24 protein-coding genes and 1 tRNA gene are annotated in these 25,260 nt (G+C 66.3%); 12 read left to right on the top strand and 13 right to left on the bottom strand.

Going from position 1 to position 25,260, the window contains the following annotated elements:
- Positions 1-51: 51 nt before the first annotated feature.
- Positions 52-840 (top strand): GTP cyclohydrolase FolE2, encoded by a 789-nt coding sequence (folE2, locus tag DZC73_RS01910; RefSeq protein ID WP_124538501.1) that lies wholly within the window; start codon positions 52-54, stop codon positions 838-840.
- A gap of 135 nt (positions 841-975) precedes the next feature.
- Here the strand turns inward: folE2 and DZC73_RS01905 are convergent, their stop codons facing one another.
- Entirely contained in the window at positions 976-2,502 is a 1,527-nt protein-coding gene (locus DZC73_RS01905) for a fumarate hydratase (protein WP_124538500.1), read from the bottom strand.
- Between the two features lie 97 nt (positions 2,503-2,599).
- Positions 2,600-3,196, bottom strand: coding sequence for a TIGR00645 family protein (locus DZC73_RS01900; RefSeq protein WP_124538499.1), 597 nt, complete (start codon positions 3,194-3,196; stop codon positions 2,600-2,602).
- Positions 3,197-3,342: 146 nt separating this feature from the next.
- On the opposite strand from DZC73_RS01900, the gene acs reads away from it, so the two are divergent.
- Positions 3,343-5,313 carry an acetate--CoA ligase gene (gene acs, locus DZC73_RS01895; protein ID WP_124538498.1) on the top strand — a complete coding sequence of 657 codons (1,971 nt, stop codon included), beginning with the start codon at positions 3,343-3,345 and terminating at the stop codon, positions 5,311-5,313.
- A gap of 67 nt (positions 5,314-5,380) precedes the next feature.
- On the opposite strand, the gene DZC73_RS01890 is transcribed toward acs, so the two are convergent.
- Positions 5,381-5,683 (bottom strand): c-type cytochrome, encoded by a 303-nt coding sequence (locus DZC73_RS01890; protein ID WP_124538497.1) that lies wholly within the window; start codon positions 5,681-5,683, stop codon positions 5,381-5,383.
- 120 nt (positions 5,684-5,803) lie between these two features.
- Here DZC73_RS01890 and DZC73_RS01885 point away from each other — a divergent pair, with 120 nt between their 5' ends.
- Positions 5,804-6,085: a TIGR04438 family Trp-rich protein gene (locus DZC73_RS01885; protein ID WP_124538496.1), complete on the top strand. Its 282-nt coding sequence runs from the start codon at positions 5,804-5,806 to the stop codon at positions 6,083-6,085.
- Positions 6,086-6,215: 130 nt separating this feature from the next.
- Here DZC73_RS01885 and ilvD read toward each other — a convergent pair whose 3' ends face one another.
- Entirely contained in the window at positions 6,216-7,895 is a 1,680-nt protein-coding gene (gene ilvD / locus DZC73_RS01880; protein WP_124538495.1) for a dihydroxy-acid dehydratase, read from the bottom strand.
- A gap of 113 nt (positions 7,896-8,008) precedes the next feature.
- On the opposite strand from ilvD, the gene lgt reads away from it, so the two are divergent.
- The 4 genes from lgt to DZC73_RS01860 all read left to right on the top strand — a co-directional run bounded on the left by lgt (position 8,009) and on the right by DZC73_RS01860 (position 11,795).
- Positions 8,009-8,812 carry a prolipoprotein diacylglyceryl transferase gene (gene lgt, locus DZC73_RS01875; protein ID WP_124538494.1) on the top strand — a complete coding sequence of 268 codons (804 nt, stop codon included), beginning with the start codon at positions 8,009-8,011 and terminating at the stop codon, positions 8,810-8,812.
- Positions 8,809-9,513, top strand: coding sequence for a DNA polymerase III subunit epsilon (dnaQ, locus tag DZC73_RS01870; RefSeq protein WP_124538493.1), 705 nt, complete (start codon positions 8,809-8,811; stop codon positions 9,511-9,513). The genes lgt and dnaQ overlap by 4 nt, the downstream gene beginning before the upstream one ends.
- A gap of 21 nt (positions 9,514-9,534) precedes the next feature.
- Positions 9,535-9,609 (top strand) — tRNA-Val (locus DZC73_RS01865).
- A 302-nt stretch (positions 9,610-9,911) separates the two neighbouring features.
- Complete coding sequence (locus DZC73_RS01860) at positions 9,912-11,795, top strand: carbohydrate-binding module family 20 domain-containing protein (RefSeq protein ID WP_124538492.1); 1,884 nt, start codon at positions 9,912-9,914, stop codon at positions 11,793-11,795.
- Between the two features lie 21 nt (positions 11,796-11,816).
- Here DZC73_RS01860 and DZC73_RS01855 read toward each other — a convergent pair whose 3' ends face one another.
- From DZC73_RS01855 to DZC73_RS01840, 4 genes are all read right to left on the bottom strand, one after another.
- Positions 11,817-12,776 (bottom strand): quinone oxidoreductase family protein, encoded by a 960-nt coding sequence (locus tag DZC73_RS01855; RefSeq protein ID WP_124538491.1) that lies wholly within the window; start codon positions 12,774-12,776, stop codon positions 11,817-11,819.
- Positions 12,773-13,381, bottom strand: coding sequence for a glutathione transferase GstA (gene gstA, locus DZC73_RS01850; RefSeq protein WP_124538490.1), 609 nt, complete (start codon positions 13,379-13,381; stop codon positions 12,773-12,775). Before gstA ends, DZC73_RS01855 begins: the two co-directional genes overlap by 4 nt.
- Positions 13,382-13,487: 106 nt before the next feature.
- The gene (locus tag DZC73_RS01845) at positions 13,488-15,020 is read right to left on the bottom strand and encodes a carotenoid oxygenase family protein (RefSeq protein ID WP_124538489.1); all 1,533 of its coding nucleotides are present in this window, start codon (positions 15,018-15,020) and stop codon (positions 13,488-13,490) included.
- Between the two features lie 22 nt (positions 15,021-15,042).
- Positions 15,043-15,468, bottom strand: a complete 426-nt coding sequence (locus DZC73_RS01840; protein WP_124538488.1) for a DUF2141 domain-containing protein — start codon at positions 15,466-15,468, stop codon at positions 15,043-15,045.
- Between the two features lie 194 nt (positions 15,469-15,662).
- Here DZC73_RS01840 and DZC73_RS01835 point away from each other — a divergent pair, with 194 nt between their 5' ends.
- Positions 15,663-16,178 carry a hypothetical protein gene (locus DZC73_RS01835; protein WP_198414758.1) on the top strand — a complete coding sequence of 172 codons (516 nt, stop codon included), beginning with the start codon at positions 15,663-15,665 and terminating at the stop codon, positions 16,176-16,178.
- 79 nt (positions 16,179-16,257) lie between these two features.
- Here the strand turns inward: DZC73_RS01835 and DZC73_RS01830 are convergent, their stop codons facing one another.
- Positions 16,258-17,337, bottom strand: a complete 1,080-nt coding sequence (locus tag DZC73_RS01830) for a chitosanase (protein ID WP_328589468.1) — start codon at positions 17,335-17,337, stop codon at positions 16,258-16,260.
- A 197-nt stretch (positions 17,338-17,534) separates the two neighbouring features.
- Here DZC73_RS01830 and DZC73_RS01825 point away from each other — a divergent pair, with 197 nt between their 5' ends.
- The 4 genes from DZC73_RS01825 (at position 17,535) to DZC73_RS01810 (ending at position 21,929) form a co-directional block, all read left to right on the top strand.
- Positions 17,535-17,975 (top strand): SET domain-containing protein, encoded by a 441-nt coding sequence (locus DZC73_RS01825; RefSeq protein ID WP_124538487.1) that lies wholly within the window; start codon positions 17,535-17,537, stop codon positions 17,973-17,975.
- Positions 17,976-18,090: 115 nt separating this feature from the next.
- Positions 18,091-19,422: a dicarboxylate/amino acid:cation symporter gene (locus DZC73_RS01820; RefSeq protein ID WP_124538486.1), complete on the top strand. Its 1,332-nt coding sequence runs from the start codon at positions 18,091-18,093 to the stop codon at positions 19,420-19,422.
- Between the two features lie 34 nt (positions 19,423-19,456).
- Entirely contained in the window at positions 19,457-20,815 is a 1,359-nt protein-coding gene (locus tag DZC73_RS01815; protein WP_124538485.1) for a lytic murein transglycosylase, read from the top strand.
- Between the two features lie 7 nt (positions 20,816-20,822).
- Positions 20,823-21,929 carry an NAD(P)/FAD-dependent oxidoreductase gene (locus DZC73_RS01810; RefSeq protein ID WP_124538484.1) on the top strand — a complete coding sequence of 369 codons (1,107 nt, stop codon included), beginning with the start codon at positions 20,823-20,825 and terminating at the stop codon, positions 21,927-21,929.
- Positions 21,930-21,962: 33 nt separating this feature from the next.
- On the opposite strand, the gene DZC73_RS01805 is transcribed toward DZC73_RS01810, so the two are convergent.
- From DZC73_RS01805 to DZC73_RS01790, 4 genes are read right to left on the bottom strand one after another with little or no spacing between them, the layout of a single operon-like run.
- Positions 21,963-22,700, bottom strand: coding sequence for an arginyltransferase (locus DZC73_RS01805; protein ID WP_124538483.1), 738 nt, complete (start codon positions 22,698-22,700; stop codon positions 21,963-21,965).
- On the bottom strand, positions 22,697-23,470 hold the full coding sequence (gene aat, locus DZC73_RS01800) for a leucyl/phenylalanyl-tRNA--protein transferase (RefSeq protein WP_124538482.1): 774 nt from the start codon (positions 23,468-23,470) through the stop codon (positions 22,697-22,699). The genes DZC73_RS01805 and aat overlap by 4 nt, the downstream gene beginning before the upstream one ends.
- Positions 23,448-23,846: an AtuA-related protein gene (locus DZC73_RS01795; protein ID WP_235834953.1), complete on the bottom strand. Its 399-nt coding sequence runs from the start codon at positions 23,844-23,846 to the stop codon at positions 23,448-23,450. The genes aat and DZC73_RS01795 overlap by 23 nt, the downstream gene beginning before the upstream one ends.
- Positions 23,843-25,246, bottom strand: coding sequence for an acyclic terpene utilization AtuA family protein (locus DZC73_RS01790; RefSeq protein ID WP_124538481.1), 1,404 nt, complete (start codon positions 25,244-25,246; stop codon positions 23,843-23,845). Before DZC73_RS01790 ends, DZC73_RS01795 begins: the two co-directional genes overlap by 4 nt.
- Positions 25,247-25,260: the final 14 nt, after the last annotated feature.

Genomic DNA, 25,260 nt, shown 5'->3' with positions numbered 1-25,260 from the left:
GAGTGGGGTCCGCGCCGCGCCCAGCGGCGCGCGGGGACTTGAATGAATCACATGAGCAATCTGAAAGACGCACTGCACATCCCGGACACGCAAAGCGAGCGTGACGAGCGCCATCTCGCCATCCAGCGGGTGGGCGTGAAGGACGTGCGCTATCCCGTCGAGCTGCGCATCGGCCGTGCGGTGTTGCCCACCGTGGCGCAATGGGACCTGGACGTGGCCCTGCCGGCCGAGCAGAAAGGCACGCACATGTCGCGCTTCGTGGCGTGGCTGGATGCGATCGAGGCGCCGCTGGACTTCACCAGCCTGCGCAACGGCTTCGACAGCATGCTCGAGAAGCTGCATGCCAATGAAGGCCGCATCGAGGCCCGCTTCCCCTTCTTCCTGCGCAAGCGGGCGCCGGTTTCCGGCGTGGAAAGCCTGCTCGAATACCAGGGCCGCTGGATCGCCGAGAAGCGCTCCGGTGTGACGGCGCTGTGGGCCGAGGCGGTGGTGCCGGTGAAGTCGCTGTGCCCCTGCTCCAAGGAAATCTCCGACTACGGCGCCCACAACCAGCGCTCGCACGTGACCATCCGTGTCGAGTTGAAGGAAGCCATCGAGTGGACCGAACTCGTGCGCTTCGCCGAGGAAAGCGCCTCCAGCGAAATCTGGCCGATGCTCAAGCGGGCTGACGAGAAGTGGGTCACCGAGCGGGCCTACGAGAACCCCAAGTTCGTCGAAGACCTGGTGCGCGATGTCGCGCTGCGACTCAATGCCGATTCGCGCATCGGGCGCTACAGCGTGGACGTCGAGAACTTCGAGAGCATCCACGCGCACTCGGCGTACGCACGGATAGAACGTTAGCCCCCCCCCGTCGCTGCGTTCCTGCCCCCGAGGGGCGCCACCCGACGGGCCGGCGGAGCCGGTCCCGTGGGCGTTGCTGGCTGGATGGGCGCGTCGCTGCGCTTGCGCTTTGAAAGGCGCCTTTGTGCCTCTGGCTCAGGCCGTCGCGACGGGGATCTTGCCGATCTTGGCCTGCCACTCCTTCGGGCCGGTCTGGTGGACCGAGATGCCTTCCGAATCCACGGCCACGGTGACGGGCATGTCGTTCACCTCGAACTCGTAGATGGCTTCCATGCCGAGGTCGCCGAAGCCCACGACCTTCGCGCCCTTGATGGCCTTGGCCACGAGGTAGGCCGCGCCGCCCACCGCCATGAGGTAGGCGCTCTTGTGCTTCTTGATGGCGTCGATGCCTGCGGGCCCGCGCTCAGCCTTGCCGATCATGCCGATGAGGCCGGTCTGCGCCAGCATCATCTCGGTGAACTTGTCCATGCGGGTGGCGGTGGTGGGACCAGCAGGGCCGACCACTTCATCGCGCACCGGATCCACCGGGCCGACGTAGTAGATGATGCGGTTGGTGAAGTCCACCGGCAGCTTCTCGCCCTTGGCCAGCATGTCCTGGATGCGCTTGTGCGCGGCGTCGCGGCCGGTGAGCATCTTGCCGTTGAGCAGCAACGTGTCGCCCGGCTTCCAGCTGGCGACTTCTTCCTTGGTCAGCGTGTCCAGGTTGACGCGCTTGCTCTTGTTGTAGTCGGGCGCCCACTTCACGTCGGGCCACAGGTCGAGGCTGGGCGGCTCGAGGTAGGCGGGGCCGGAGCCATCGAGCACGAAGTGCGCGTGGCGGGTGGCGGCGCAGTTCGGGATCATCGCCACCGGCTTGCTGGCTGCGTGCGTCGGGTAGGTGGCGATCTTCACGTCCAGCACGGTGGTCAGGCCGCCCAGGCCCTGCGCGCCGATGCCCAGGGCGTTGATCTTGTCGCACAACTCGATGCGCAGTTCCTCGACCTTGTTCTGCGGGCCGCGTGCCTTCAGCTCGTACATGTCGATGTCCTGCATCAGGCTTTCCTTGGCCAGCAGCATCGCCTTCTCGGCCGTGCCGCCGATGCCGATGCCCAGCATGCCCGGCGGGCACCAGCCGGCGCCCATGGTGGGCACGGTCTTGAGCACCCAGTCCACCAGCGAGTCGCTGGGGTTCATCATCACGAACTTGCTCTTGTTCTCGCTGCCGCCGCCCTTGGCAGCGACCTGCACGTCCACGGTATTTCCAGGTACCACGCTCATGTGGACGACGGCGGGCGTGTTGTCCTTGGTGTTCTTGCGCTCGAAGTGCGGGTCGGCCACGATGCTCGCGCGCAGCTTGTTCTCGGGGTCGTTGTAGCCGCGGCGAACGCCTTCGTTGACGGCGTCCTCGATGCTGCCGGCAAAGCCTTCGAAGCGCACGTCCATGCCGATCTTCAGGAACACGTTGACGATGCCGGTGTCCTGGCAGATCGGGCGGCGGCCCTCGGCGCACATCTTCGAGTTGGTGAGGATCTGCGCGATCGCGTCCTTGGCCGCCGGGCTCTGCTCGCTGGCGTAGGCGCGCGCGAGGTGGGCGATGTAGTCGGACGGGTGGTAGTAGCTGATGTACTGCAGTGCGGCGGCGACGCTTTCGACGAGGTCAGCGTAGCGGATGGTGGTGGTCATGGCTTTGTTCTGGAGAGGAGCGGAAGGGCCGGGGGGAACCCCGCGATTATCCCAAGGGGCGCTGACGCGGGACTGATGTGGAAATCACGGACGACGGTCAGTGGTTCTCATGGGCCGGTTGGGGCAGCAGCCGGTCCGTGGCCGCGATCGCCATGGCCGACAGCAGGAAGGCGATGTGAATGGTCGTCTGGGCGATCAGCACCTTGTCCGAGACATTGTCTGCATTGATGAAGGTCTTCAGCAGATGAATCGAGCTGATGCCGATGATTGCGGTGGCCAGCTTCACCTTCAGCACCGAGGCGTTCACATGGCTCAGCCACTCCGGCTGGTCGGGGTGGCCTTCCAGGTCCATGCGGCTCACGAAGGTCTCGTAACCGCCCACGATCACCATGATCAGCAGGTTGGAGATCATCACCACGTCGATGAGCCCCAGCACGACCAGCATGATGGTGGTTTCGGTCAGCTGGGTGGCCGTGGTACCGGGCGAGACCACGTCGACCAGGGCCTGCAGCGCGGTCTTGTCACCCATGGCCGCCTGGATCAGGTGAACCAGTTCCACCCAGAAATGGAAGACGTAGACCACCTGCGCCAGGATCAGACCCAGATACAGCGGCAACTGCAGCCATCTGCTCATGAAAATCAGGTTGGGCAGGGGGCGCAGCTTTGTCGGGCGCGGAGCAGGTGCTTCAGCCATGTGTGGGATGCTTCAGGGATTTGTCGGATTGCCCAAAATTGTAGGTGGGCCAACTATTCCGAAGGGTGCGCCCGGAGTAAGGCGTTCGTAAGAGCGCGTCCCTATGGTGCACGCCAATCGCAACTGAACCTCGCCAGGAGAGACGAATGTCTGAACATGCCAGCAAGTTGTACCCCGCGCCGGAGGCCCTCGCCCGGGCCGCCCACGTGCCGGGGATGGCAGCGTATGAAAAGTTGGTGGCCGAGGCTCGCGAAGACTACGAAGGGTATTGGTCGCGGCTGGCGCGCGAGCTGGTGAGCTGGAAGAAGCCCTTCACCAAGGCGCTGGACCAGAGCAACGCGCCGTTCTTCAAGTGGTTCGAGGACGGCACGCTCAACGTGTCGTACAACTGCCTCGACAAGAACGTCGAGGCGGGCCTGGGTGACAAGACCGCCATCATCTTCGAAGCCGATGACGGCAAGGTCACCAAGGTGTCGTACAAGGCCCTGCTGGACAAGACCTGCCAGATGGCCAATGCGCTGAAGGCGCAGGGCGTGAAGAAGGGCGACCGCGTCGTCATCTACATGTCGATGTCGGTCGAAGGCGTGGTGGCCATGCAGGCCTGCGCGCGCATCGGCGCCACGCATTCGGTGGTGTTCGGCGGTTTCTCTGCCCAATCGTTGCGCGACCGCATCGAGGATGCCCGCGCGGTCATGGTCATCACCGCAGACGAGCAACTGCGCGGCGGCAAACAGCTGCCGCTGAAGGCCATCGTCGACGAGGCCATCGGCCTGGGCGGCTGCGACAGCATCAAGAGCGTGATCGTCTACAAGCGCACCGGCGGCAACATCGCCTGGACCGCCGGCCGTGACCAGTGGATGCACGAACTCACCGCGCAGCAGTCCACCACCTGCGAACCTGAGTGGGTCAGCGCGGAGCATCCGCTTTTCCTGCTCTACACCTCCGGGTCCACCGGCAAGCCCAAGGGCGTGCAGCACTCCACCGGCGGCTACCTGCTGATGGCGGCGCTGACCACCAAGTGGACCTTCGACCTCAAGCCGGACGACATCTTCTGGTGCACGGCAGACATCGGCTGGGTCACCGGCCACACCTACATCGCCTACGGCCCGCTGGCGCTGGGCGCCACCGAGATCGTCTTCGAAGGCGTGCCGACCTATCCGGACGCCGGCCGCTTCTGGAAGATGATCCAGGACCACAAGGTCAGCATCTTCTACACCGCGCCGACCGCGATCCGCTCGCTCATCAAGGCGGCTGAAAGCAACGAGGCGGTGCATCCGAAGAAGTACGACCTGTCCAGCCTGCGCATCCTCGGTTCGGTGGGCGAGCCCATCAACCCGGCCGCCTGGGAGTGGTACCACGAACACGTGGGCGGCGGCCGCTGCCCGATCGTGGACACCTTCTGGCAGACGGAGACGGGCGGCCACATGATCACGCCGCTGCCGGGCGCCACGCCGCTGGTGCCGGGCTCGTGCACGCTGCCGTTCCCGGGCATCGACGCCGCGGTGGTGGACGAGACCGGCAAGGACGTGCCCTGGGGGCAAGGCGGCATCCTCGTCGTCAAGAAGCCCTGGCCGTCGATGATCCGCACCATCTGGGGCGACCCCGAACGATTCAAGAAGAGCTACTACCCGGCCGACTTCCAGGGCAAGTACTACCTGGCCGGCGACGGCGCCATCCGCGACGAGAAGACCGGCTACTTCACCATCACCGGTCGCATCGACGACGTGCTCAACGTGTCGGGTCACCGCATGGGCACGATGGAGATCGAATCGGCGCTGGTGTCGTGCACCGACCTGGTGGCCGAAGCCGCTGTCGTGGGCCGGCCGGACGAGACCACCGGCGAGGCGATCTGCGCCTTCGTCGTGCTCAAGCGTCCGCGTCCGACGGGTGACGAGGCCAAGGCCATCGCCAAGCAACTGCGTGACTGGGTGGGCAAGGAGATCGGCCCGATCGCCAAGCCCAAGGACATCCGCTTCGGCGACAACCTGCCCAAGACGCGTTCAGGCAAGATCATGCGGCGGCTGCTGCGCTCGGTGGCCAAGGGCGAGGCGGTGACGCAGGACACGAGCACGCTGGAAAATCCGGCCATCCTCGACCAACTGGGCCAAGCCTACTGAGCCTGTTCCATTGCCCAAAGCAAAGGCCCCGGAAACCGGGGCCTTTGTCATTTCTACACGGGGCAGATCACTTCTGCGACAGCACCCACTGAACGAGCGTCTTTGCTTCCGCTTCGTTCACTTGCGGATTGGCGGGCATCGGAACCTGGCCCCAGGCGCCGGAACCGCCCTTCATGACCTTCTGCGTGAGCTTTTCGACGGCGTCTTTCTGGCCGGCGTACTTGGCGGCCACGTCCTTGTAGGCGGGGCCGACGACCTTCTTGTCGACTGAATGGCAGGCCATGCAGTTCTTTTGCTGGGCGAGCTGCGGATTCGCGAAGGCCGACGTGGCGGCGGCAAGGGCAAGAATCGCGACGGACAGGGATTTCATGGGTTCCTTTCGCACCGTGTGCGGTTGGCCTGTGAGCTACAGTGGCACCAACGGATTGTAGGGACCTGGGGTTGACCCTCGCCTGGCAGCCGGTTTGATCCAAGTCGTGAGATTGTCATCATGGTCTTTGTCGTCATCGGCGTACTTCTCCTGCTCATGTGGGTCACCGACTTCGGCCCCGTCGGCGCCTGGCCCTGGTGGGCGATCTTCTGGCCGTTCATCGCGGCCGTGCTGTGGTGGTGGTTCGCCGACGCCTCGGGCTGGACCAAGCGCCGCGAGATGGACAAGATGGAAGACAAGAAGCGCAAGCGCCGCATCGAGACGCTGGACAAGCTGGGCATGGACGCCAAGGGCCGCCGCGGCCGCAGCGAATCCGCCAAGCAGGCACGCCGGAGGTTCTGAGCCCCCCAGTCGCTGCGCTCCTGCCCCAGGGGCCACGCAGGGGCCCCTTCGTGGCCCTTGGGCGCCACCCAGCGGACTGGCGGAGCCAGATCCGCAGGCGTTGCTTGATGGGTCGCGTCGCTTTGCTTGCTTATTCGAACTTGTCGAGCACTGCGCCGGAGCTGGCGCTCGATGCGCTCTTGGCGAACTTCGCCAGCACGCCGCGCGTGTAGCGCGGCGCCGGGCGCTTCCAGGCAGCGCGACGCTTGGCCAGCTCTTCGTCGCTCACGTTCAGCTGCAGCGTCAGCGTGTGGGCGTCGATGGTGATGGAGTCGCCTTCGTGTACCAGCGCGATGGTGCCGCCCTCGTAGGCTTCAGGCGCCACGTGGCCCACCACCATGCCCCAGGTGCCTCCGGAGAAGCGGCCGTCGGTGATGAGGCCGACAGACTCGCCCAGGCCCTGGCCGATGAGCGCGCCCGTGGGCGCCAGCATCTCGGGCATGCCCGGGCCGCCCTTGGGGCCCAGGTAGCGCAGCACCATCACGTCGCCGGCGACGATCTTCTTGGCCATGATGGCCGCCAGCGCCGACTGCTCGTCGTCGAACACGCGTGCCGGGCCGGTGATGACCGGGTTCTTCAGGCCGGTGATCTTCGCCACGCAGCCTTCGGTAGAGAGGTTGCCCTTGAGGATGGCCAGGTGGCCTTCCTCGTACATCGGGTTGCTGATGGGGCGGATGACGTCCTGGTCTGCGCGCAGCGGCGGGATGTCCGCCAGCGACTCGGCCACCGTCTTGCCGGTGATGGTCATGCAGTCGCCATGCAGCAGGCCGGCGTCCAGCAGCACCTTCATCACGGCAGGGATGCCGCCTGCGCGGTGCAGGTCCACCGCGAGGTACTTGCCGCTGGGCTTGAGGTCGCACAGCACGGGCACCTTCTTGCGGATGCGCTCGAAGTCGTCGATGGTCCATTCCACGCCGGCGGCATGCGCGATGGCGAGGAAGTGCAGCACCGCATTGGTGGAGCCGCCCGTGGCCATGATGACGGCCACCGCGTTCTCGATCGCCTTCTTGGTGACGATGTCGCGCGGCTTCAGGTCTTTCTTGATCGCCTCGACCAGCACCCGCGCCGATTCGCGCGTGGAGTCGGTCTTCTCGTCATGGACGTTGGCCATGGTGGAGCTGTAGGGCAGGCTGATGCCCAGGGCCTCGAAGGCCGAGCTCATGGTGTTGGCGGTGTACATGCCGCCGCACGAGCCGGTGCCGGGGATGGCGCGGCGCTCGATCTGGCAGAAGTCTTCCTCGCTCATGTTGCCGGCGCTGAACTGGCCCACGGCTTCGAAGACGCTCACGATGTTCAGGTCCTGGCCCTTGTAGTGGCCAGGGAGGATGGTGCCGCCGTACACGTAGATGGCCGGCACATTCGCACGCAGCATGCCCATCAGGCCGCCGGGCATGTTCTTGTCGCAGCCGCCGATGACGATGACGCCGTCCATCCACTGGCCGCCCACGCAGGTCTCCACGCAGTCGGAGATGACCTCGCGCGACACCAGCGAATACTTCATGCCCTCGGTGCCCATGGCCATGCCGTCGCTGATGGTGGGCGTTCCGAAGAGCTGCGCATTGGCGCCGGCCTGCTTCAGGCCTTCAACGGCTGCATCGGCCAGCTTCTGCAGGCCCGAGTTGCAAGGCGTGATGGTCGAGTGGCCGTTGGCGACGCCGACCATGGGCTTGCCGAAGTCGCCCTCCTCGTAGCCCATGCCGTAGTACATGGAGCGGTTGGGCGCGCGTGCGACGCCCTCGGTGATGTTCTTCGAGCGGCGATTGAAGCTCATGGGTGGATCTCGTCGTGTCACAGGGAAGGCAGCCGGCAATGATACCGGGCGCCGCCCAGCCGACGCCGGCGTGCGCCTTATCATCGCGCTTCAATTCCCACTCCCGCCAGCGCATGCTCGTCCATCCGCAGTTCGATCCCGTCGCCGTGAAGATCGGCCCGCTGGCCATCCACTGGTACGGCATCTCCTACCTCGTGGCCTTCGGGCTGTTCCTGTGGCTGGCGTCCCTGAAGGTGAAGCAGCCGCAGTTCGCCGAGCGCGGCTGGACGCGCCGCGACGTGGAAGACCTGCTCTTCTTCGGCGTGCTCGGCGTCGTCGTTGGCGGGCGCCTGGGCTACGTGCTCTTCTACGTGTTCCCGGACAACCCGCTGGACATCTTTGCGGTGTGGAAGGGCGGCATGTCCTTCCATGGCGGCCTGCTGGGCGTCATCGTCGCGATGATGCTGTACGCATGGCGCCGTGGCCGGCAGTTCTTCGAGGTGACCGACCTCATTGCACCCTGCGTGCCCACGGGCCTGGCCTCGGGGCGCATCGGCAACTTCATCAACGGCGAGCTGTGGGGGCGGGCGGCTGATCCGTCGCTGCCATGGGCCATGATCTTTCCGCAGGCACATGAGGCGACGCCGGTGCCGCGCCATCCGTCGCAGTTGTACCAGTTCGCGCTCGAAGGCATCGCGCTGTTCGTGATCCTCTGGCTCTACTCGAAGAAGCCGCGCGCCACCGGTGCGGTGTCGGGCGTGTTCCTCATCGGCTATGGCCTCTTCCGCTTCATCGTCGAATACTTCCGCGAGCCCGATCGCGAACTGGGCTTGCAGGCCCTGGGCATGAGCCGTGGACAATGGCTGTGCGTGCCCATGGTGCTCGCGGGCATCGCGATCTGGTGGTGGGCGAACCGCAAGAAGGCACTCAAGGCATGAGGCAGATTTTTCTCGACACTGAAACCACGGGCCTGAGCCCGGAGTCCGGCGACCGCATCATCGAGATCGGTTGCGTGGAGATGGTCAATCGGCGCCTCACCGGGCGCAACCTGCACTTCTACCTGAACCCCGAGCGCGCCAACAGCGAAGACGCGGTGAAGGTGCACGGCCTGACCGACGAGTTCCTCGCCGACAAGCCGCTCTTCGCGGCCATCGCCGACGAGTTCACCGAGTACGTGTCGGGCGCGGAGATCATCATCCACAACGCGGCCTTCGACGTGGGCTTCCTCAACGAGGAACTGCGCCGCCTGGGCCGCGGCAAGTTCACCGGGCTCGTGTCCGGTGTGCGCGACAGCCTCACGATGGCGCGCGAGATGTTCCCCGGCAAGTCCAACTCGCTGGACGCGCTGTGCAAGCGCCTGGAGGTGGACAACAGCAACCGCTCGCTGCACGGCGCCTTGCTGGACGCGGGGCTGCTGGCCGAGGTCTACATCAACATGACCCGCGGGCAGGATTCGCTGGTCATCGACGCCACCGAAGCCGCGAGCAGCGAGATCGCGATCGCCGCGATCGACTTCAGTGCATTCACGCTGCCGGTGCTGCTGGCCACCGAGGAAGAGTCCGCCGCGCATGTGAACGTGCTGGCTGAGCTCGACAAATCTTCCGGCGGCAAAACGATCTGGAAATCAGTTATGGCATAATCCAAGGCTTTCCCGGATTCCGGGTGGTTAGCTCAGCGGTAGAGCACTGCCTTCACACGGCAGGGGTCACAGGTTCAAACCCTGTACCACCCACCAGACGCAAAGCCCCGCAGGTCGCAACGACCGCGGGGCTTTTTGCTGGCCACGCCGATTCTGCGTGTCTGTCGTGAGACTACAGCCGGCGCCATTTCCTGCATCGACGCTCCAAGCGAAGCCCTGCTGTCTTGTCCCCGTAGTTACTTCAGGTACTTTTGTAAGCGACCTTGTTTTTGCGGGTGAACCACCTTGTGTTCATGTTGATGACGTAATCAAACTACTTGCGTTGGTTCACAAAGGACCAGCCAAGAAGCGCCAAAGAGCGCTTCGCCGTCACCCCCCAACGGACAAGGAAGAGACAAATGAACCTGCGACTTGCGCGGACCGCCCGCGCCATCCTCGCTTGCGCCGCGATTGCGGCTTCGGCGTCACCGGCCTTCGCGGCCAACTTCAACCCCCGCGACACCTCCGTCCAGCTCTTCGAATGGAGCTGGAACGACATCGCCACCGAGTGCACGCAGTGGCTGGGGCCCCAGGGCTACGGCGGCGTGCAGATCTCGCCGCCGCATGCGTCCAAGAATGCCAACGGATGGTGGGGTGTCTACCAGCCGGTGAACTACGTGAATCTCACCAGCCGCATGGGCAACGAGTCGCAGCTCAAGACCATGATCGACACCTGCCACGCCGCCAAGGTGCGGGTGTACGTGGACGTGGTGTTCAACCAGATGGCCGACGGCTCCAGCGCCAGCAACGGCGTGGCCACCGACGGGTCGAGCTGGAACTCCGCCACCTTGAGCTACCCGTTCTTCAGCAGCAGCGACTTCCACGGCAACTGCAACATCAACGACGCGGACTACAACTCGCCGTCCGGCCGCAACAACGTGATGTTCTGCCGCCTGGGCGGGCTGCCTGACCTGGCCACCGAGAGCAGCTATGTGCAGGGCCAGATCACCAACTACCTGAACAAGCTGATGGCATTGGGTGTCGATGGCTTTCGCATCGATGCGGCCAAGCACATGCAGCCCTCGGCGTTGCAGAGCATCCTCAACTCGGTGAAGTCCACGCATCCGCTCACCAACTCTGGCGAAGCCCTGTGGGTCACCTCCGAAGTGCTGCCCGATGGCGAAGTGACGCGCTCGGACTACTTCGGCATCGGCACCATCAACGAGTTCCAATTCACCTTCGCGATGCGCGATGCCTTCCGCAACTGGAACGGCCTCACGCTGTCGTCGATTCCTTCGGTGATGGGCACGTGGGGCAACTGGGGCGGCACCTGGGGCTTCGTGCAGCCGCAGAACGCCACCATCCTCATCAACAACTGGGACACCGAGCGCAATGGCAGCTCGCTGAACGCGAGCAACTACACCGGCAGCGTGCCCAATGACACGCAGGGTACCCAACGGTACCACCTGGCCAACATCTTCATGCTGGCACAAGGCTATGGCGAGGCGCAGGTGCAGTCGGGCTTCCGCTTCACGAACAAGGATGCCGATCGTCCGACGGCCAGCCCCTACCTGAACGGCCAGGCGCAGATCAACGTGAACTGGGACTTCATCCATCGCTGGACCGGCCTGTCCAACATGGTGAAGTTCCGCTCGGCCACGGCCAACCAGGCGCAGGCGAACTGGCAGACGGGCAATGCCAACCAGGTCGCCTTCAGCCGTGGCAACGTGGGCTTCGCGGCCTTCAACAACACGACCGGTTCGTGGACCAAGACCTTCACCACCGGCCTGGCGTCGGGCACGTACTGCAACATCGTGAGCGGCAGCGTGCTGAATGCGGCGGGGACAGCCTGCACGGGCGACAGCGTGACGGTGAACTCCAGTGGCAGCGCGACCATCACCGTGCCGGCTGACGGCGGCTCGGTGCCGCCGGCGGTGGTCATCTACACCGGCCAGAAGGTCAGCGGCGGTGGCGGCGGCAACTGCACGGTGACCTTCACCATCGCCAACGCCAACACCACCTTCGGCCAGAACCTGTACGTGGTGGGCAACCAGACGGCGCTGGGCAACTGGACGCCCGCGAGCGGCTACGCGCTGGCCATCCAGGGCTCCGGCGCCAACGTGCCCTGGACCGGCTCGGTCGCGCTGCCGGCGAACACGGCGGTGCAGTACAAGTACGTGAAGTGGAACGGCTCCGCCGCAGTGTGGGAGAGCAACCAGTCCACCTCCAGCGGCAACCGCGAGTTCACCACCTGCGCTGCCGGCACCACGCAAAGCCGCAGCGACGGCAACTTCAAGTTCTGAGCTGCCGACGGCGCCGGGCCTTCAGGGAATGAGCAGCACCTTCCCGCTGGAGGCCCGGCTTTCCAGGCGCTGATGGGCGAGGGCGCCGTCGGCCAGTGCGAAGCGCGAATCGATGTGCACCTTCAATGCCCCGCTGCGAACCCGCGCGAAGAGATCTTCGGCGCGGGTTTGTCGTTCCTGGGCGCTGGTGAGCACGTTCCACAGGTCGCCGCCGCTCAGGTGCTTGGAGGTGTCCATCAGCATGCGCGGATCGATGTGCGGCGGATCACCCCCCGCCATGCCGTAGAACACCACGTGCCCGCGCTTGCGGGTGGCCGCGAAGCTGAGCATCAGCGTCGAGCCCACCGAGTCGTAGGCCACGTCGACGCCGCCGTCGCTCAGCGACTGCACCTGCTCCACCCAGTCGTCGCCATAGAGCAGCACGGCCTGTGCACCGGCTTCCATGACGGCTCGGGCCTTGTCGTCGGTGGACGTGAGCCCGATCACCTTCGCACCGAGCGAGGCGCACCATTGGGTCAGCAGCAGGCCCACGCCGCCTGCAGCCGCATGCACGAGCACGCGGTCGCCGGACTTCACGGCATGGCTGTCGCGCACGAGGTACTGCGCGGTCAGGCCTTGAAGGAGCACCGCGGCGGCGGTGTCCAAGGAGATGTCGGCGGGCAGCGGGATGAGCCTGGCCGCATCCACCGCCACGAGCTCGGCATTGGCGAAAGGCATGTCGGCGAAACCCACCGGCTGCCCTTCGATGAAGCCGCTGCCCGCGGACGCCGACACCACCACTCCGGCGGCTTCGTAGCCCGCGATGAAAGGCGGTGAGCCCGCCAGGTGGTAGGTGCCCTTGCGCCGGTACACATCGGCGAAGTTCAGGCCGATGGCCTTCGTGCGGACCAGCACTTGTCCGGAGGTCGGTTGCGGATCCGGCACCTCGCGGACGTGCAGCACTTCGGGCGGCCCGAAGCGGTCGAACACCAGGGCCCTCACTTGGTGAGGCCTTCGTGCTTCATCGCGGCTTGTGCGGAGGGCCGGGCGCCCACGCGGGCATGGTGGGCAGTGAGATGCTTCAAGCCGGAGATGTCCAGGCCCAGGGGCTTGGTCCAGTTCGTCACCACGAAGAGGTAGCAGTCCGCGACGGTGAAGGTGTCGCCCATGAGGAACTGCTTGCCTTCGAGCTGCTGGTCCACGTAGGCGAAGCGCCCGAGGATCTTCTCGCGGTAGATGGCCTTGGCTTCCTCGGGCATGTTGGGAATGAACAGCACGCCCGCGGCCTTGTGGATCTCGGAGGTGATGAAGTTCAGCCACTCCATCAGGCGGTACCGTTCCTTCGTGCCCGCGGGTGGCGCGAGCTTCTTCTCGGGCACCTGGTCGGCGATCCACTGCACGATGGCCGGCCCTTCCGTGAGCCGCGTGCCGTCGTCGAATTCCAGCAACGGCACGTAGCCCTTGGGGTTGATGCCGTAGTAGTCCGTGCCGTCGGCGAGCTTGTGCGACTTGGTGCTGGTCAGCACGTGCTCGAAGGGCAGGCCGGCCTCGTGCAGGGCAATGTGCGGCGAGAGTGAACAGGCGCCGGGGGAGTAGTAGAGCTTCATGGGGTGTCTCCTTCGTTCGATGTGGAACGAACGATTGTGAGGACTTGAAGAAACCCCAAGGCGGTGTCGGGTGGGCAACGCCGCCCAGTCGCTGCCCACCCGGCCGTCAGGCTCCCACGAAGATCGAATGGAAACCCAGCGGCATCACCCGGTCCATCGTCGCCTGGGCGATCGGGCCCTTGGACAGGTGCATTGCGTCGAACACCGACAGCAGCATCGCCTTCTTCTTCAGGTCCAGCGCGGTGCCCACCAGCCAGCCGTCGCCTTCCTTGCCGGAGCCGCCCGGCTTGGGCACGAAGACGTGCTCCTCCACCATCACGTCGGTGCCGTAGCGGTAGCGGTCGGTCTTGCCGCTGGCCACGTCCATGCGCATCACCGCGTCGAAGCCCGGGCGAGGGCCGGTGTCCAGGCGCAGCGTGGTGAAGAGCTGCGAATGCTTCACGCCCACCACGCGCGGGTCCACGCGGGGGAACTCGGTCTCCTGGTTGACCAGCGTCTGGTTGGCGCGGCCAGTCTTGAGGTTCAGGCCGACGAAGGCGATGCCCGCATTGCCCGTGCGCTCGAATCGGCCGCTCATCACGTCGCGCAGGCCATGCAGCGGCGACCAGGCATCGGGCGAGCGGATGTAGTCCAGGCGGATCGTTCCGGCGGTGGTGTCTTCCCAGGCGTTGCCCACGTGGAAGACGAAGCCCGCGGGCAGGTCGAACCATTGCGGCTGGTCCAGGTGGTCCTTGGGCAGCACCAGCACGCGCATGCCCAGCTGCGGCTTCCAGACGTGGCAGTCCAGGAAGGTCTCGCCTGAACGCGCACGGTCGCGGTCGAACACCAGCGGCGGCAGCAGGAAGACCAGGTGCTGCTCGGTCACGGCAAAGTCATGCACCATCGCGATGTCGCGCACCTTGATGGTCTCGGTCTTCAGCACCTCGCCCGACGGCGCGATGCGGTACACCGACAGCAGCCCGAGGTGGCTGGTGACGCCGAAGTTCCACAGCGTGCCGTCGCGCTCGATCTTCGGGTGCGCCGAGAAGGCCATGCCCGCGTACTCGGGCGACAGCACCTTGGGGCCCAGCGTGTCCAGCGTCTGCGCGTCCAGCTTGATGGCCGAGCCGCCTTCCCACAGGGCCATCAGCTCGCCGCCATGGCTCACCACGCTGGTGTTGGCCACGTTCAGGGAATCCGGCCCCGTGATGGGCTGGGCGTCGGGTGGGTTGGTGCCGAAGGTCTGGCGCACCGGCTTGCCGGCCTTGCTGTCGGCGATGAATTTCTCCGTGCGCACGAACTTGCCTCGGTGGGTGATGCCGGCGTCGGTGATCTCGTACTTCTGCACCATGCCGTCGCCATCGAAGAGATGGTGGTAGCGCACGCCGCCGATGGAATGGCGCGATGGCCCATTGCGGTAAAGCGCGCCGCGCAGGCCTCGCGGCATCTGCCCGCGCAGGCTGAGCGTCATGGGGGCGGCATCGGCCTGCAGGCCTTCGTAGCCCATCTGCCAGGAGTGCTGGGGCAGGGCGTCGGCGAAGGCCTTGAAGACGGGGTCCGTCGCTTCCGCGGCGGCGGTCTCGGCGACGGTCTCGGCAGCGATGGCGCCGCTGAAGGTGAGGGCGCCCGCGGCGCCTGCGATGAAGTTGCGGCGGTTCATGGTCTGGCTCCTCATGGCGGGCTCAGCGCAGGGTGACGGTGATGGTGGTGTCGGCCTGCAGGTCGACCACTGCGTCGGAGAAAGAGGGCGGCGCCATGTTGCCCTTGGCGTCGCGGCTGAAGCCGTAGCGCTCGGTCGGGAAGCCCACGACGTTGGTGTCCAGCTTGCCGTTGCCGTTCTCGTCATGGAACACGCTGATGGCGTAGGAACCGGCGGGCAGGTTGCGGTACACAAGCACCGCCTTTTCCTTGGCCGTGTCCATCGCGCCTTGCACCTGCTGGCCATCCTTGAGCCAGGCGGCCGGCGTGCCGTACACCGCACCGAGGATCGTGCCCTTGTCGGATTTCGCATTGACCACCTCGACGCGCAGTTCAAGGGCCTGGGCGGCAGCGGACATGCCGAAGAAGACGGCGGTGGTGGCGAGGACTTGGGTGACAGCTCGGTTCATGGTTTCGCTCCTGGGGTGTGGGTTGGACGGAGCGAACTGTCGGATTCCGGCGCGAAATGCACGAGCGCCATGTGACGAACTGCGGATGGGCGTCGCGAGTTGCACCGCCGGTGGCGCGAGGCGATACCCGATCTGCAGCCTCTGGCGGCTGTCAACGCTTGTGACAGACTGAAGCCCTCACTGCAAGGAGGACCATGCGTTCTGCCCTGATCCCGCTCGTGATGGCGGGGACCCTGCTGACCGGCTGCGCCACCACTTCGGCCAACGAGCCCGGCTCACCTCCCACGGCGCTCAAGCCGTTCACCACCGATGGCTGCAGCATGTTTCCCGACCGCTCCGCGGCCATGAAGGCCGACTGGTGCCACTGCTGCGTGGTGCATGACCTGGCCTACTGGCGCGGTGGCACTGCCGACGCCCGCCTGTCCGCCGACCGCACGCTGCAGGCCTGCGTGCTCCAGGCCACCAACGACCAGGCCTTCGCGGACCTCATGTTCAACGGCGTGCGCGTGGGCGGTGGCCCGGGCCTTCCCACACCGTACCGCTGGGGCTATGGCTGGCCGTACGGGCGTGGCTACAAGCCGCTCACGCCTGACGAAGAGGCGCAGGCCCAGGAACTGGAAGCCGACTACCGCAGCAAGCACCCGACGCTGCCGTGTCCCTCGGCGCCGGCTTCATCCGCGAGCGCGGGCGCAAAGACCTGCACCCAATGAACAACGCCGCCGGACCATCGCGTCCGGCGGCGTGTTCACCCCCCGACTCCCCCTCAGGAGTCGATCCGAAACACCCTGTTCACTTGATGCTGTACGGGTCGCCGTAGGTCTTCCAGCTCAGCGGCGTGTTCAGGTCCAGGTTGCCCTCGTTGAGGAACTTGCGCTGCTCGGTGTCCACGCGGCTGGTGTCGTCATGCGCGGCTTCGGTCAGCATCGCGGCCTTGCGGGCATCGAGGAAGGCGTTGAGGTACTTGGTCTCGTCGCCGCCTTGCGCCGGCGTCTTGGCCTTCTTCATCGCGGTCTTGCGGATGCCGCCGAAGCTCACGCTGTCGTCGCCCGGGCCATGCATCACGATCGCGTCGTAGTAGATGAACTGGCCCAGCGCGCGCAGGCCGTCGGCCTTGGCCTGGTTCACCGCGGGGTTGAAGTACACGCGGTCGCGTTCATGGTCCTGCGAGGATTGGAACGCCGAGTCCTTCGCCGCGGTCTTCCAGTCCTTGGTGAAGTTCGGGTCCAGGCCGGAATGCGATGCGCTGCCGTTGACCTTCTTCAGCGCCGGCAGGTACTTGGACAACACGTTGCCCGGCTTGTTGTCGGTGTAGTACTGCACCAGGTCCAGCATGTCGCCGGTGCCCGAGCAGAAGCCGATGATGCCGCCGGTGTAGCCGCGGCCGTCCTTGATGTCCTCGATGTAGGCGTACTGCGCGCGCCAGTCGAGCGACGAGTTCTCCGCGCTGGACACCAGCTCCATCGCGATCTCCTTCTTCTTCGGATCGTTCAGGTCGCTCTTGTTGCCGCCGCCGCTGTCGCTGGTGGACTTGAGGTCGCAATGCTTGCTCGTGCCCACCGCCGGGTCCTTGCCGAAGAAGGAATTGGTGCACTTGCCCGAGCCGCTGACCGACTTCTCCACGTACTTGCCGTTGGCGCCGAAGCGCACGGTCTGGATGCCGTTGACGGTGAAGCTCTTGCCTTCGGTGGCGATCTGCGTCCACGTCACCGTGACGGCTGCGGCGCGCGCCGTGCCCTCCTCGGCACTGGCCGTGGCGGTCGGGTCCGACGACGCATCGCCGCCGCCGCACGCGGACATCAGCAGTGTGCTGGCCACGGCCACGGCGCTCAATGCAAGGCGATGGTGAACGGCAAGGAAAGATCGGTTCATGGGGCCTCCTGGTTGTGTGCGACGAATTCTGGAAGTCGCCAAAAGGCCCCATATCAGGTCTTGTACTGGTATTGCTCGGTTAACACCGGGGCGGCTAGCCTAGAGTGAATCGACAAGGCTAGGACAAGACCAGTGCCAAGCCATGCCAGCCTAACAAGGCCATCGAGAATAGCCATCCACTCATCGAGGCTCCGCAGATGTCTTCCATCCCGATGCCGGCCGTGGCACGGCCCGACTACCAGAAGTTCGACGTCGCCGTGAAGCCCAGTGCCATCGACGGCCACGGCGCCTTCGCGGCCGAGCGCATCCCGGCGCGCCGCAAGATCGGCGAGATCCGCGGGCAGTCGATGAGCGTGGAGGACGCGCGCATCCGCGCCACGCGCTACGAACGCATCATGATCGTGGAGGTCTCGGAGCGCCGCGCCATCGACTTCGCGAAGTCCACCGACCCCTTGCGCTTCGTCAACCACTGCTGCGCGCCCAATGCCCGGCTGTGCATCCGGCAGCGGCGCGTGGAGTTCCATTCGCTGCGCGAGATCGCGCCGGGCGAGGAGATCACGGTGGACTATGGCCACTCTCACCATGAGGGCAAGCTGGTCTGCCAATGCGGGGCGCCCACCTGCAAGGGCCGCCTGTGATCGCCTGGTGCTGACCCCGCACTGACCAGCAGTTGACCCGGTGTTGTGGTCACTACGGACGCCCAGGCGGGGGCGTTCGACGCACACTCCCGTGCTTGCAAGCCAGGAGACCACCGTGAGCGGCAAACCACTCTACAAATCCCTCTACTTCCAGGTCATCGTCGCCATCGTCATCGGCGTGCTGGTGGGCCACTTCGCGCCGGCCACCGGCGAGTCGCTGAAGCCCCTGGGCGATGCGTTCATCAAGCTCATCAAGATGATGATCGCGCCCATCATCTTCTGCACGGTGGTGGTGGGCATCGCCGGCATGGAAGACATGAAGAAGGTGGGCAAGACGGGTGGTCTGGCGCTGCTGTACTTCGAGGTGGTGAGCACGGTCGCCCTCATCGTGGGGCTGGTCATCGTGAACGTGGTGCAACCGGGCTCGGGCATGAACATCGACCCGAAGTCGCTGGACACCAAGGGCATCGCTGCCTATACCGGCCCGGGGAAGATGCAAGGCACGGTGGACTTCCTGCTCAACATCATCCCGACCAACTTCATCGACGCCTTCGCCAAGGGCGAGATCCTGCAGGTGCTGCTGCTGGCCGTGCTGTTCGGTTTCGCACTGCACCGCTTCGGCGGCCGCGGCACACCGGTGTTCGACTTCATCGAGAAGGCCTCGCACGTGCTCTTCACGATGGTGGGCTACATCATGAAGCTCGCGCCCCTGGGTGCCTTCGGCGCGATGGCCTTCACCATCGGCAAGTACGGCGTGGGCTCGCTGCTGTCGCTGGGCAAGCTGATGGGCTCGTTCTACGCCACCTGCCTCATCTTCATCTTCGTGGTGCTGGGCACCATCGCGCGGGTGCACGGCTTCTCGGTGTGGAAGTTCATCAAGTACATCAAGGAAGAGCTGCTCATCGTGCTGGGCACCTCGTCGTCGGAGTCCGTGCTGCCGCGCATGATGGCCAAGCTGGAGAACCTGGGCGCCCGCAAGTCGGTGGTGGGCCTGGTGATTCCCACGGGTTATTCGTTCAACCTCGACGGCACCTCCATCTACCTCACCATGGCCGCGGTGTTCATCGCCCAGGCCACCAACACGCCGATGACCATCGTGCAGCAGCTCACCCTGCTGGCCGTGCTGCTGCTCACCTCCAAGGGCGCGGCGGGCGTGACGGGCAGCGGCTTCATTGTGCTGGCGGCCACCTTGTCGGCCGTGGGCCACGTGCCGGTGGAAGGGCTTGCGCTCATCCTGGGCATCGACCGCTTCATGTCCGAGGCACGCGCGCTGACCAACCTCGTGGGCAACGGCGTGGCCACCGTGGTCGTGGCCAAGTGGACCGGCGACCTCGACGCTGCCCGCATGCAACGGCAACTCGACGGCGAGACCGACGAGGCCGCGCAGGCACCCGAAGACCTGCTGGAAGATGCGCACCCCCCGGTGCAGGCTGTTACCCGCGCCTGAACGGGTGGTCGCCGCGGGCGCATAGACTGCGCTGATGCACAGTCTTCGCCCGCTCATCGCGCTCCTTTCGGCCACGGCCGTCGCCGCCCCGCTTCGCGCCGACGCGCAGACCTTCGAGCCCCTGTCGACCTGCGTCTCCTCGCTGCGGCAGGAGCTGCCCGCCAAGGTCAAGCCCGAGACCTTCGAGACCTTCACCCGCGACGCGCAGGACCTGCGCCCGGTGGTGGACACCGCCACCAAGACCCAGCCTGAATTCCAGCTGCCCATCTGGGACTACATCGCCCGCCGCACCGACGAACAGCGCGTGGCGCAGGGCCGCGACATCGTGAAGAACGAGCAGGCGGCGCTCGCGTCCATCCAGCAGCGGCACGGCGTCGATGGCGCCACGACGGTGGCCGTGTTCGGCGTGGAGACCGACTATGGCCGCGTGCGTGGGGCCTATCCCGTCATCGATGCCACGCTCAGCCGCGCCTGCCTGAACCTGCAGAGTGCCGAACGCAAGGACCACTTCTTCACCGCACTGTGGCTGGTGCAGGAGGGCGTGGTGCGCGTCGACGAATTCAAGGGCTCGTGGGCCGGCGCCTTCGGCATGACGCAGTTCATGCCCGGCACCTTCGCGAAGTACATGAGCGCGGCCGATGACAAGGGCCGCGTGGACATCATCCACAGCGTGCCCGACGCGCTGGCCACCACCGCGCGCTACCTGCGCGGGCTGGGCTGGATCGAAGGCGTGCCCTGGGCGGTGGAGGTGCGGGTGCCGCCGTCGGTGGCCCAGCGCTGGAATGCCACCGAGAGCGAGCACGGCTGCCTGACGCAGCAAAGCCCCGTGGGCAAGTGCCGGCGCGTCGCCGAGTTCGCGGTTGATGGCGTGACGCGTGTGGATGGGCAGCCGCTGGTGCGCCCCAACTCGCTGCTCGGCCAGCAGCTGGAGCCCTCGCTCAATGCCGCGCTGCTGATGCCCGCGGGCGCGCAGGGGCCGGCCTGGCTCGTCACGCCCAACTACCAGGCCATCTGGCGGTACAACCGGGCCGATGCCTATGCGCTGGCCATCGGCCTGCTGTCGGATGCCTTGCGCGGCAGCGCGCCGCAGCGCACGCCCTGGCCGACCGACGATGCTGGCCTGTCGCGCGCGGAGTTCCGCGACCTGCAGGCGATGCTGCTCCGGTTGGGGCATTGCGACGTGGTGGTGGATGGTGCGTCCGGCCCGAAGACGAGCGCGGCGATCCGCGACGAGGAGCGCAAGCTGGGTTGGGTTGAAACGGGGCGAGGCGGGCAGAAGGTCTTCATTGCCTTGAAGAAGAGCAGTGCGCCGGAGGTGGCCTGCGCGGCGGCGGTGCCGGCATCGGCCCCTGAGTTGGCCGCGAGCGCCGCGGCATCGGCGGCGTCGCGCTGACGGCTGCATGGACCGCGTCGATGCCCTCGTGATCGGCGCCGGCGTGGTCGGCCTGGCCACCGGGCGTGCGCTGGCGCAGCGCGGGCTGGACACCATCGTGCTGGAGCAGGCCGACGCCATCGGCACCAGCACCAGCTCGCGCAACAGCGAGGTGATCCATGCCGGCATCTACTACCCCAGCGGATCGTTGAAGGCGCGGCTGTGCGTGAACGGGCGCGACCAGCTCTACGCCTTCTGCGAGTCGCATGGCGTGGCGCATCGGCGCTGCGGCAAGCTCATCGTGGCGTCGGGCGAGGCGCAGGTTGGCAAGCTGGGCGAGATCGAGCGCCAGGCAGCAGCCAATGGCGTGCACGACCTTCAGCGGCTCAGCGGTGAAGAGGCGAGGGCGATGGAGCCCGTGCTGTCTGCCGACGCTGCCTTGCTCTCTCCTTCCACCGGCATCGTGGACAGCCATGGGCTCATGCTGGCCCTGCAAGGCGATCTCGAAGCGGCGGGTGGTGTGCTGGCGGTGATGTCGCCGGTGCTGGGCATCGATGCATCAGGCGGTGAACTGGTGGTGAGGGTGGGCGGCGAGTCGCCCACCGAACTGTCGGCACGCATCGTCGTCAATGCGGCCGGCCTGTGGGCGCCATCGCTTGCGGCCAGGACCCGCGGCCTCGATGTACGCCACGTGCCGACGCCGCGCTTCGCCAAGGGCAACTACTTCTCTCTGAGCGGCCGCTCGCCGTTCTCGCGGCTCATCTATCCCATGCCCGAGGCGGGCGGGCTGGGCGTTCATCTGACGCTGGACCTGGCCGGCCAGGCACGCTTCGGTCCTGACGTGCAATGGCTGGACATCGATCGACCCGAGGACATCGACTACCGCGTGGATGCGACCCGAGGCGATGCCTTCTACGCTGCCATCCGCAGCTACTGGCCCGCATTGCCGGATGGTGCGCTGCAGGCCGCCTACAGCGGCGTTCGTCCCAAGCTTGATGGCACCACCGACTTCATCATCCAGGGCCCACGCGCTCACGGCGTGCCGGGTTTGGTCCATCTGCTGGGCATCGAGTCGCCGGGATTGACGAGTTGCCTCGCGATTGCGGATGAGGTGGCGAGGACCTTGGAAGAATGACCTGCGGCGGGCGAGAGTGGGCTTTCGACAAGCTCACTCGCTGCGCGTCCACTTCCCATCGACGAGCTGCTCATTCGGCTTGAACTGCGCCTTGTAGGCCATCTTGTCGCTCTCCGCGATCCAGTACCCCAGGTACACGTGCGGCAGCTTCAGCAGCTTGGTCTGCTCGATCTGCCACATCACGTTGTAGGTGCCGTAGCTGGTGCGGGCCTCGGGCTCGTAGAAGGTGTAGACGGCAGACAGACCGTCGTTGAGGATGTCCAGGATGGACACCATCTTCAACGCGCCGACCGTGCCGTCGGGCTTGCGCTCGCGGAATTCCACCAGCCGCGAATTCACCCGGCTTTGCAGCAGGAACTGGGTGTACTGGTCGATGCTGTCGTGGTCCATGCCGCCGCCGCTGTGGCGGCCGGCCTGGTAGCGCAGGTAGAGCTGGTAGTGCTCGGGCACGAAGCACAGCCGCAGCACCCGGGCCTGCAGGTCGGCATGGGCCTTCCAGGCGCGGCGCTGGCTGCGGGTGGGCTGGAAATCCTTCACGGGGATGCGCAGCGGTACGCAGGCGCGGCAGCCGTCGCAGTAGGGCCGGTAGGTGAACATGCCGCTGCGGCGAAAGCCGTTGGCGACCAGGCCCGAGTAGGCGTCGGCGTGGATGAGGTGGCTGGGCGTGGCCACCTGCGAGCGCGCCATGCGGCCATCGAGGTAGCTGCACGGGTAGGGCGCCGTCGCGTAGAACTGCAGTGATGCGAGCGGAAGCTCTTTCGGGTGGGTCACTCGGGTCCATCCTTCTGCGCGCCGCTGCCTGCGTCTGACTTCAGCAGGTGGCGCCACATCGAACCATCATAGGTCCAATCGGCAATGGCTGGAGCCCCGAGAGCGAGGGAGAGTCGACGCTCGAACTCGTCTCGTGGCAGCTCGCGGCCCCCCAGCGACGCCAGGTGGCCGGTGCGCTGCTGGCAGTCGATCATGTGCACGCCGTGTTGCCGGCAGAAACAAATCAGGGCGCACAGTGCGATCTTTGATGCATCCGTCCGGTGCGCAAACATGGATTCGCCGAAGAACATCCGGCCCAGGCTGACGCCGTACAGGCCGCCGGCCAGCTCGCCGTCCACCCAGGTCTCGAAGCTGTGCACGCTGCCCAGGCGGTGCCAGCGGCGGTAGGCCTCGACCATGGCCGGCACGATCCAGGTGCCGTCCTGGCCTTCGCGCGGGGTGCCGGCACAGGCGCCGATGACCTCGGGAAAGGCAGCGTCGATGCGCACTTCGCAGCCCGGGGTGCGCACGAACTTCGCCAGCGTCTTGCGCAGCGAGCGCGAGAACTTGAACTCGTCGACCAGCAGCACCATGCGCGGGTCGGGCGACCACCACAGCACGGGCTGGCCCTCGCTGTACCAGGGGAAGATGCCGTGGGAATAGGCCTCGGTCAGGCGCTGCGGCGTGAGCTCGCCGCCGGCGGCCAGCAAGCCCGGCGCGTCGGAGCCGCGCGGCAATGCCTGCCGCGTATCGGGCAAGGGCTCGGCATCACTGTGCAGCCAGGGGATCATTCGGCCACCAACCGACACGTGGCTGCGCCTGGCAGATTTCCCACTCCTCATCGCTCAGCTCGATCGTCATCCGCAGCAGGGCGCCGGCCATGGCCTTGCCCAGGTTGTCCATGCGCAGGTTGCGCGCGCCGCCGCCTTGCAGGGCGCCGCGCAGCACCAGCTTGACGGCCAGGATGTTGGGCAGCAGCCAGCAATCCACCTGCCCTGGCAGCCAGGCCTCGAAATGCGAGCGTACACGCTCGGCGGTGACTTCACGCGCCAGCACCTCATAGCCCGCAGCATTCCAGGCGAACAGGCCGAAGTCCACCCAATCGGCCTTGTCCCCGCTGCGCGCGTGGGCGATGTCGGCCAGTCGGATGGTTTTCATCTTGCTCATGTGGGGGTGGCCTCCACGATGTCGATCTTCACGTTGGCCTCGACTTCCGCGCGCGGCAGCCGGGTGGGCCAGATGCCCAGCAGCTCGCCGGTGTTGTGCAGGCCGCTGAAGCCGCAGGTGTAGGCCGGGCCGCTCAGCCCCATCCAGGGGAAGAGGCGGCCGAAGCCGTCGGCAGCCGCCTTGTGCTGGGTTCGAAGCACGAGGCGCACCCAGACCTCGTTGAGGTCGTCGATGTTCGCCGGCCGTGGGGCGAGCGGACCGTGGGCGGAGTCCAGCCCCGGGAACTCGATGAAGAGTTCGTCGTGCGGCACGCGCTTTTGCGCGAGCTGGGCCTTCGCCATGCCGATGGCCGCTTCCGCCTTGGCCATGGCATCGGGCCAGCTGAAGCCCCAGGTGACCTCGGCCTTGAAGCCATCCTTGAAGCCGGCCACGACCTTGAGCTGCCCGGGCGGCGGCCGGCCGCTGGCGCCTTCGATCTTCACGCGGTCCTCGCCGAGGTCGGTCATGCGCAGCGTGCTCATGTCCAGCACCACGTCGGGCGAGAGGTAGGCGTGCGGGTCGTGCACCTCGTACAGCAGCTGCTGGCGCACGGTGTCGAAGTTGACCCGGCCGCCTGTACCGGGTGCCTTGGTGATGATGGCCGTGCCGTCCTCGCTCACCTCGGCGATGGGGTAGCCAATGTTCGCGAGATCAGGAATCGCCTTCCACGCCCCCAGGCTGCCGAAGTTGCCGCCGCTGCCCTGGCCGGAACATTCGAGCAGGTGGCCCACCGTGAGACCCTGCGCCAGCAGCGACAGCTCCTGCGGCGTGCGGGCGTCCTCCAGCGTCCAGCCGAACTCGTGCACCAGCGGCGCGAGGAACAGCGCCGCATCGGCCACGCGGCCGGTGAGGACGATGTCCGCACCTTGCCGCAAGGCATTCACGATGGGGCGCGCACCGAGGTAGGCGTTGGCGAAGACGAGCCGCTCGCGCGTGGCGTCATCCAGCGGCTGGCCGCCGAAGAGGTGTGCAAATCGTGCCTGCTGCCCAGGGGCCTGCATGGCGGGCAGCACGTCGTCGCCGGTCACCACCGCAATGCGCGCCTTCAGCCCCTTTGTCACCAAGGCGACACCCAGGGCCTGCGCGGCACCCGCAGGATTCAGCCCGCCGGCGTTGCAGATGAACTTCACGCCGCGCTGCTGCATGGCCGGCCACAGCCTGAGCAGCATGGGCACGACGTCGCGGGCGTAGCCGAGCGTTGGGTCCTTCTCGCGGTCCTTCGCGAGGATGGCCAGCGTCAGTTCCGCCAGATGGTCGCTGGCGACGTACTGGATGCCCCCGCGCTCGACGGCGCTCATCACCGGGTCCCAGGAGTCGCCGTAGAAGCCCAGGCCCGAGGCGATGCGCACGGTGCGGGTCATGCACGGTCTCCGGA

The organism is Rhizobacter terrae, assembly GCF_003852895.1.
Lineage (GTDB): Bacteria > Pseudomonadota > Gammaproteobacteria > Burkholderiales > Burkholderiaceae_C > Albitalea > Albitalea terrae.
Note: the sequence above shows the minus strand (reverse complement) of the source record. Positions and strands in the feature narration are given on the sequence as shown.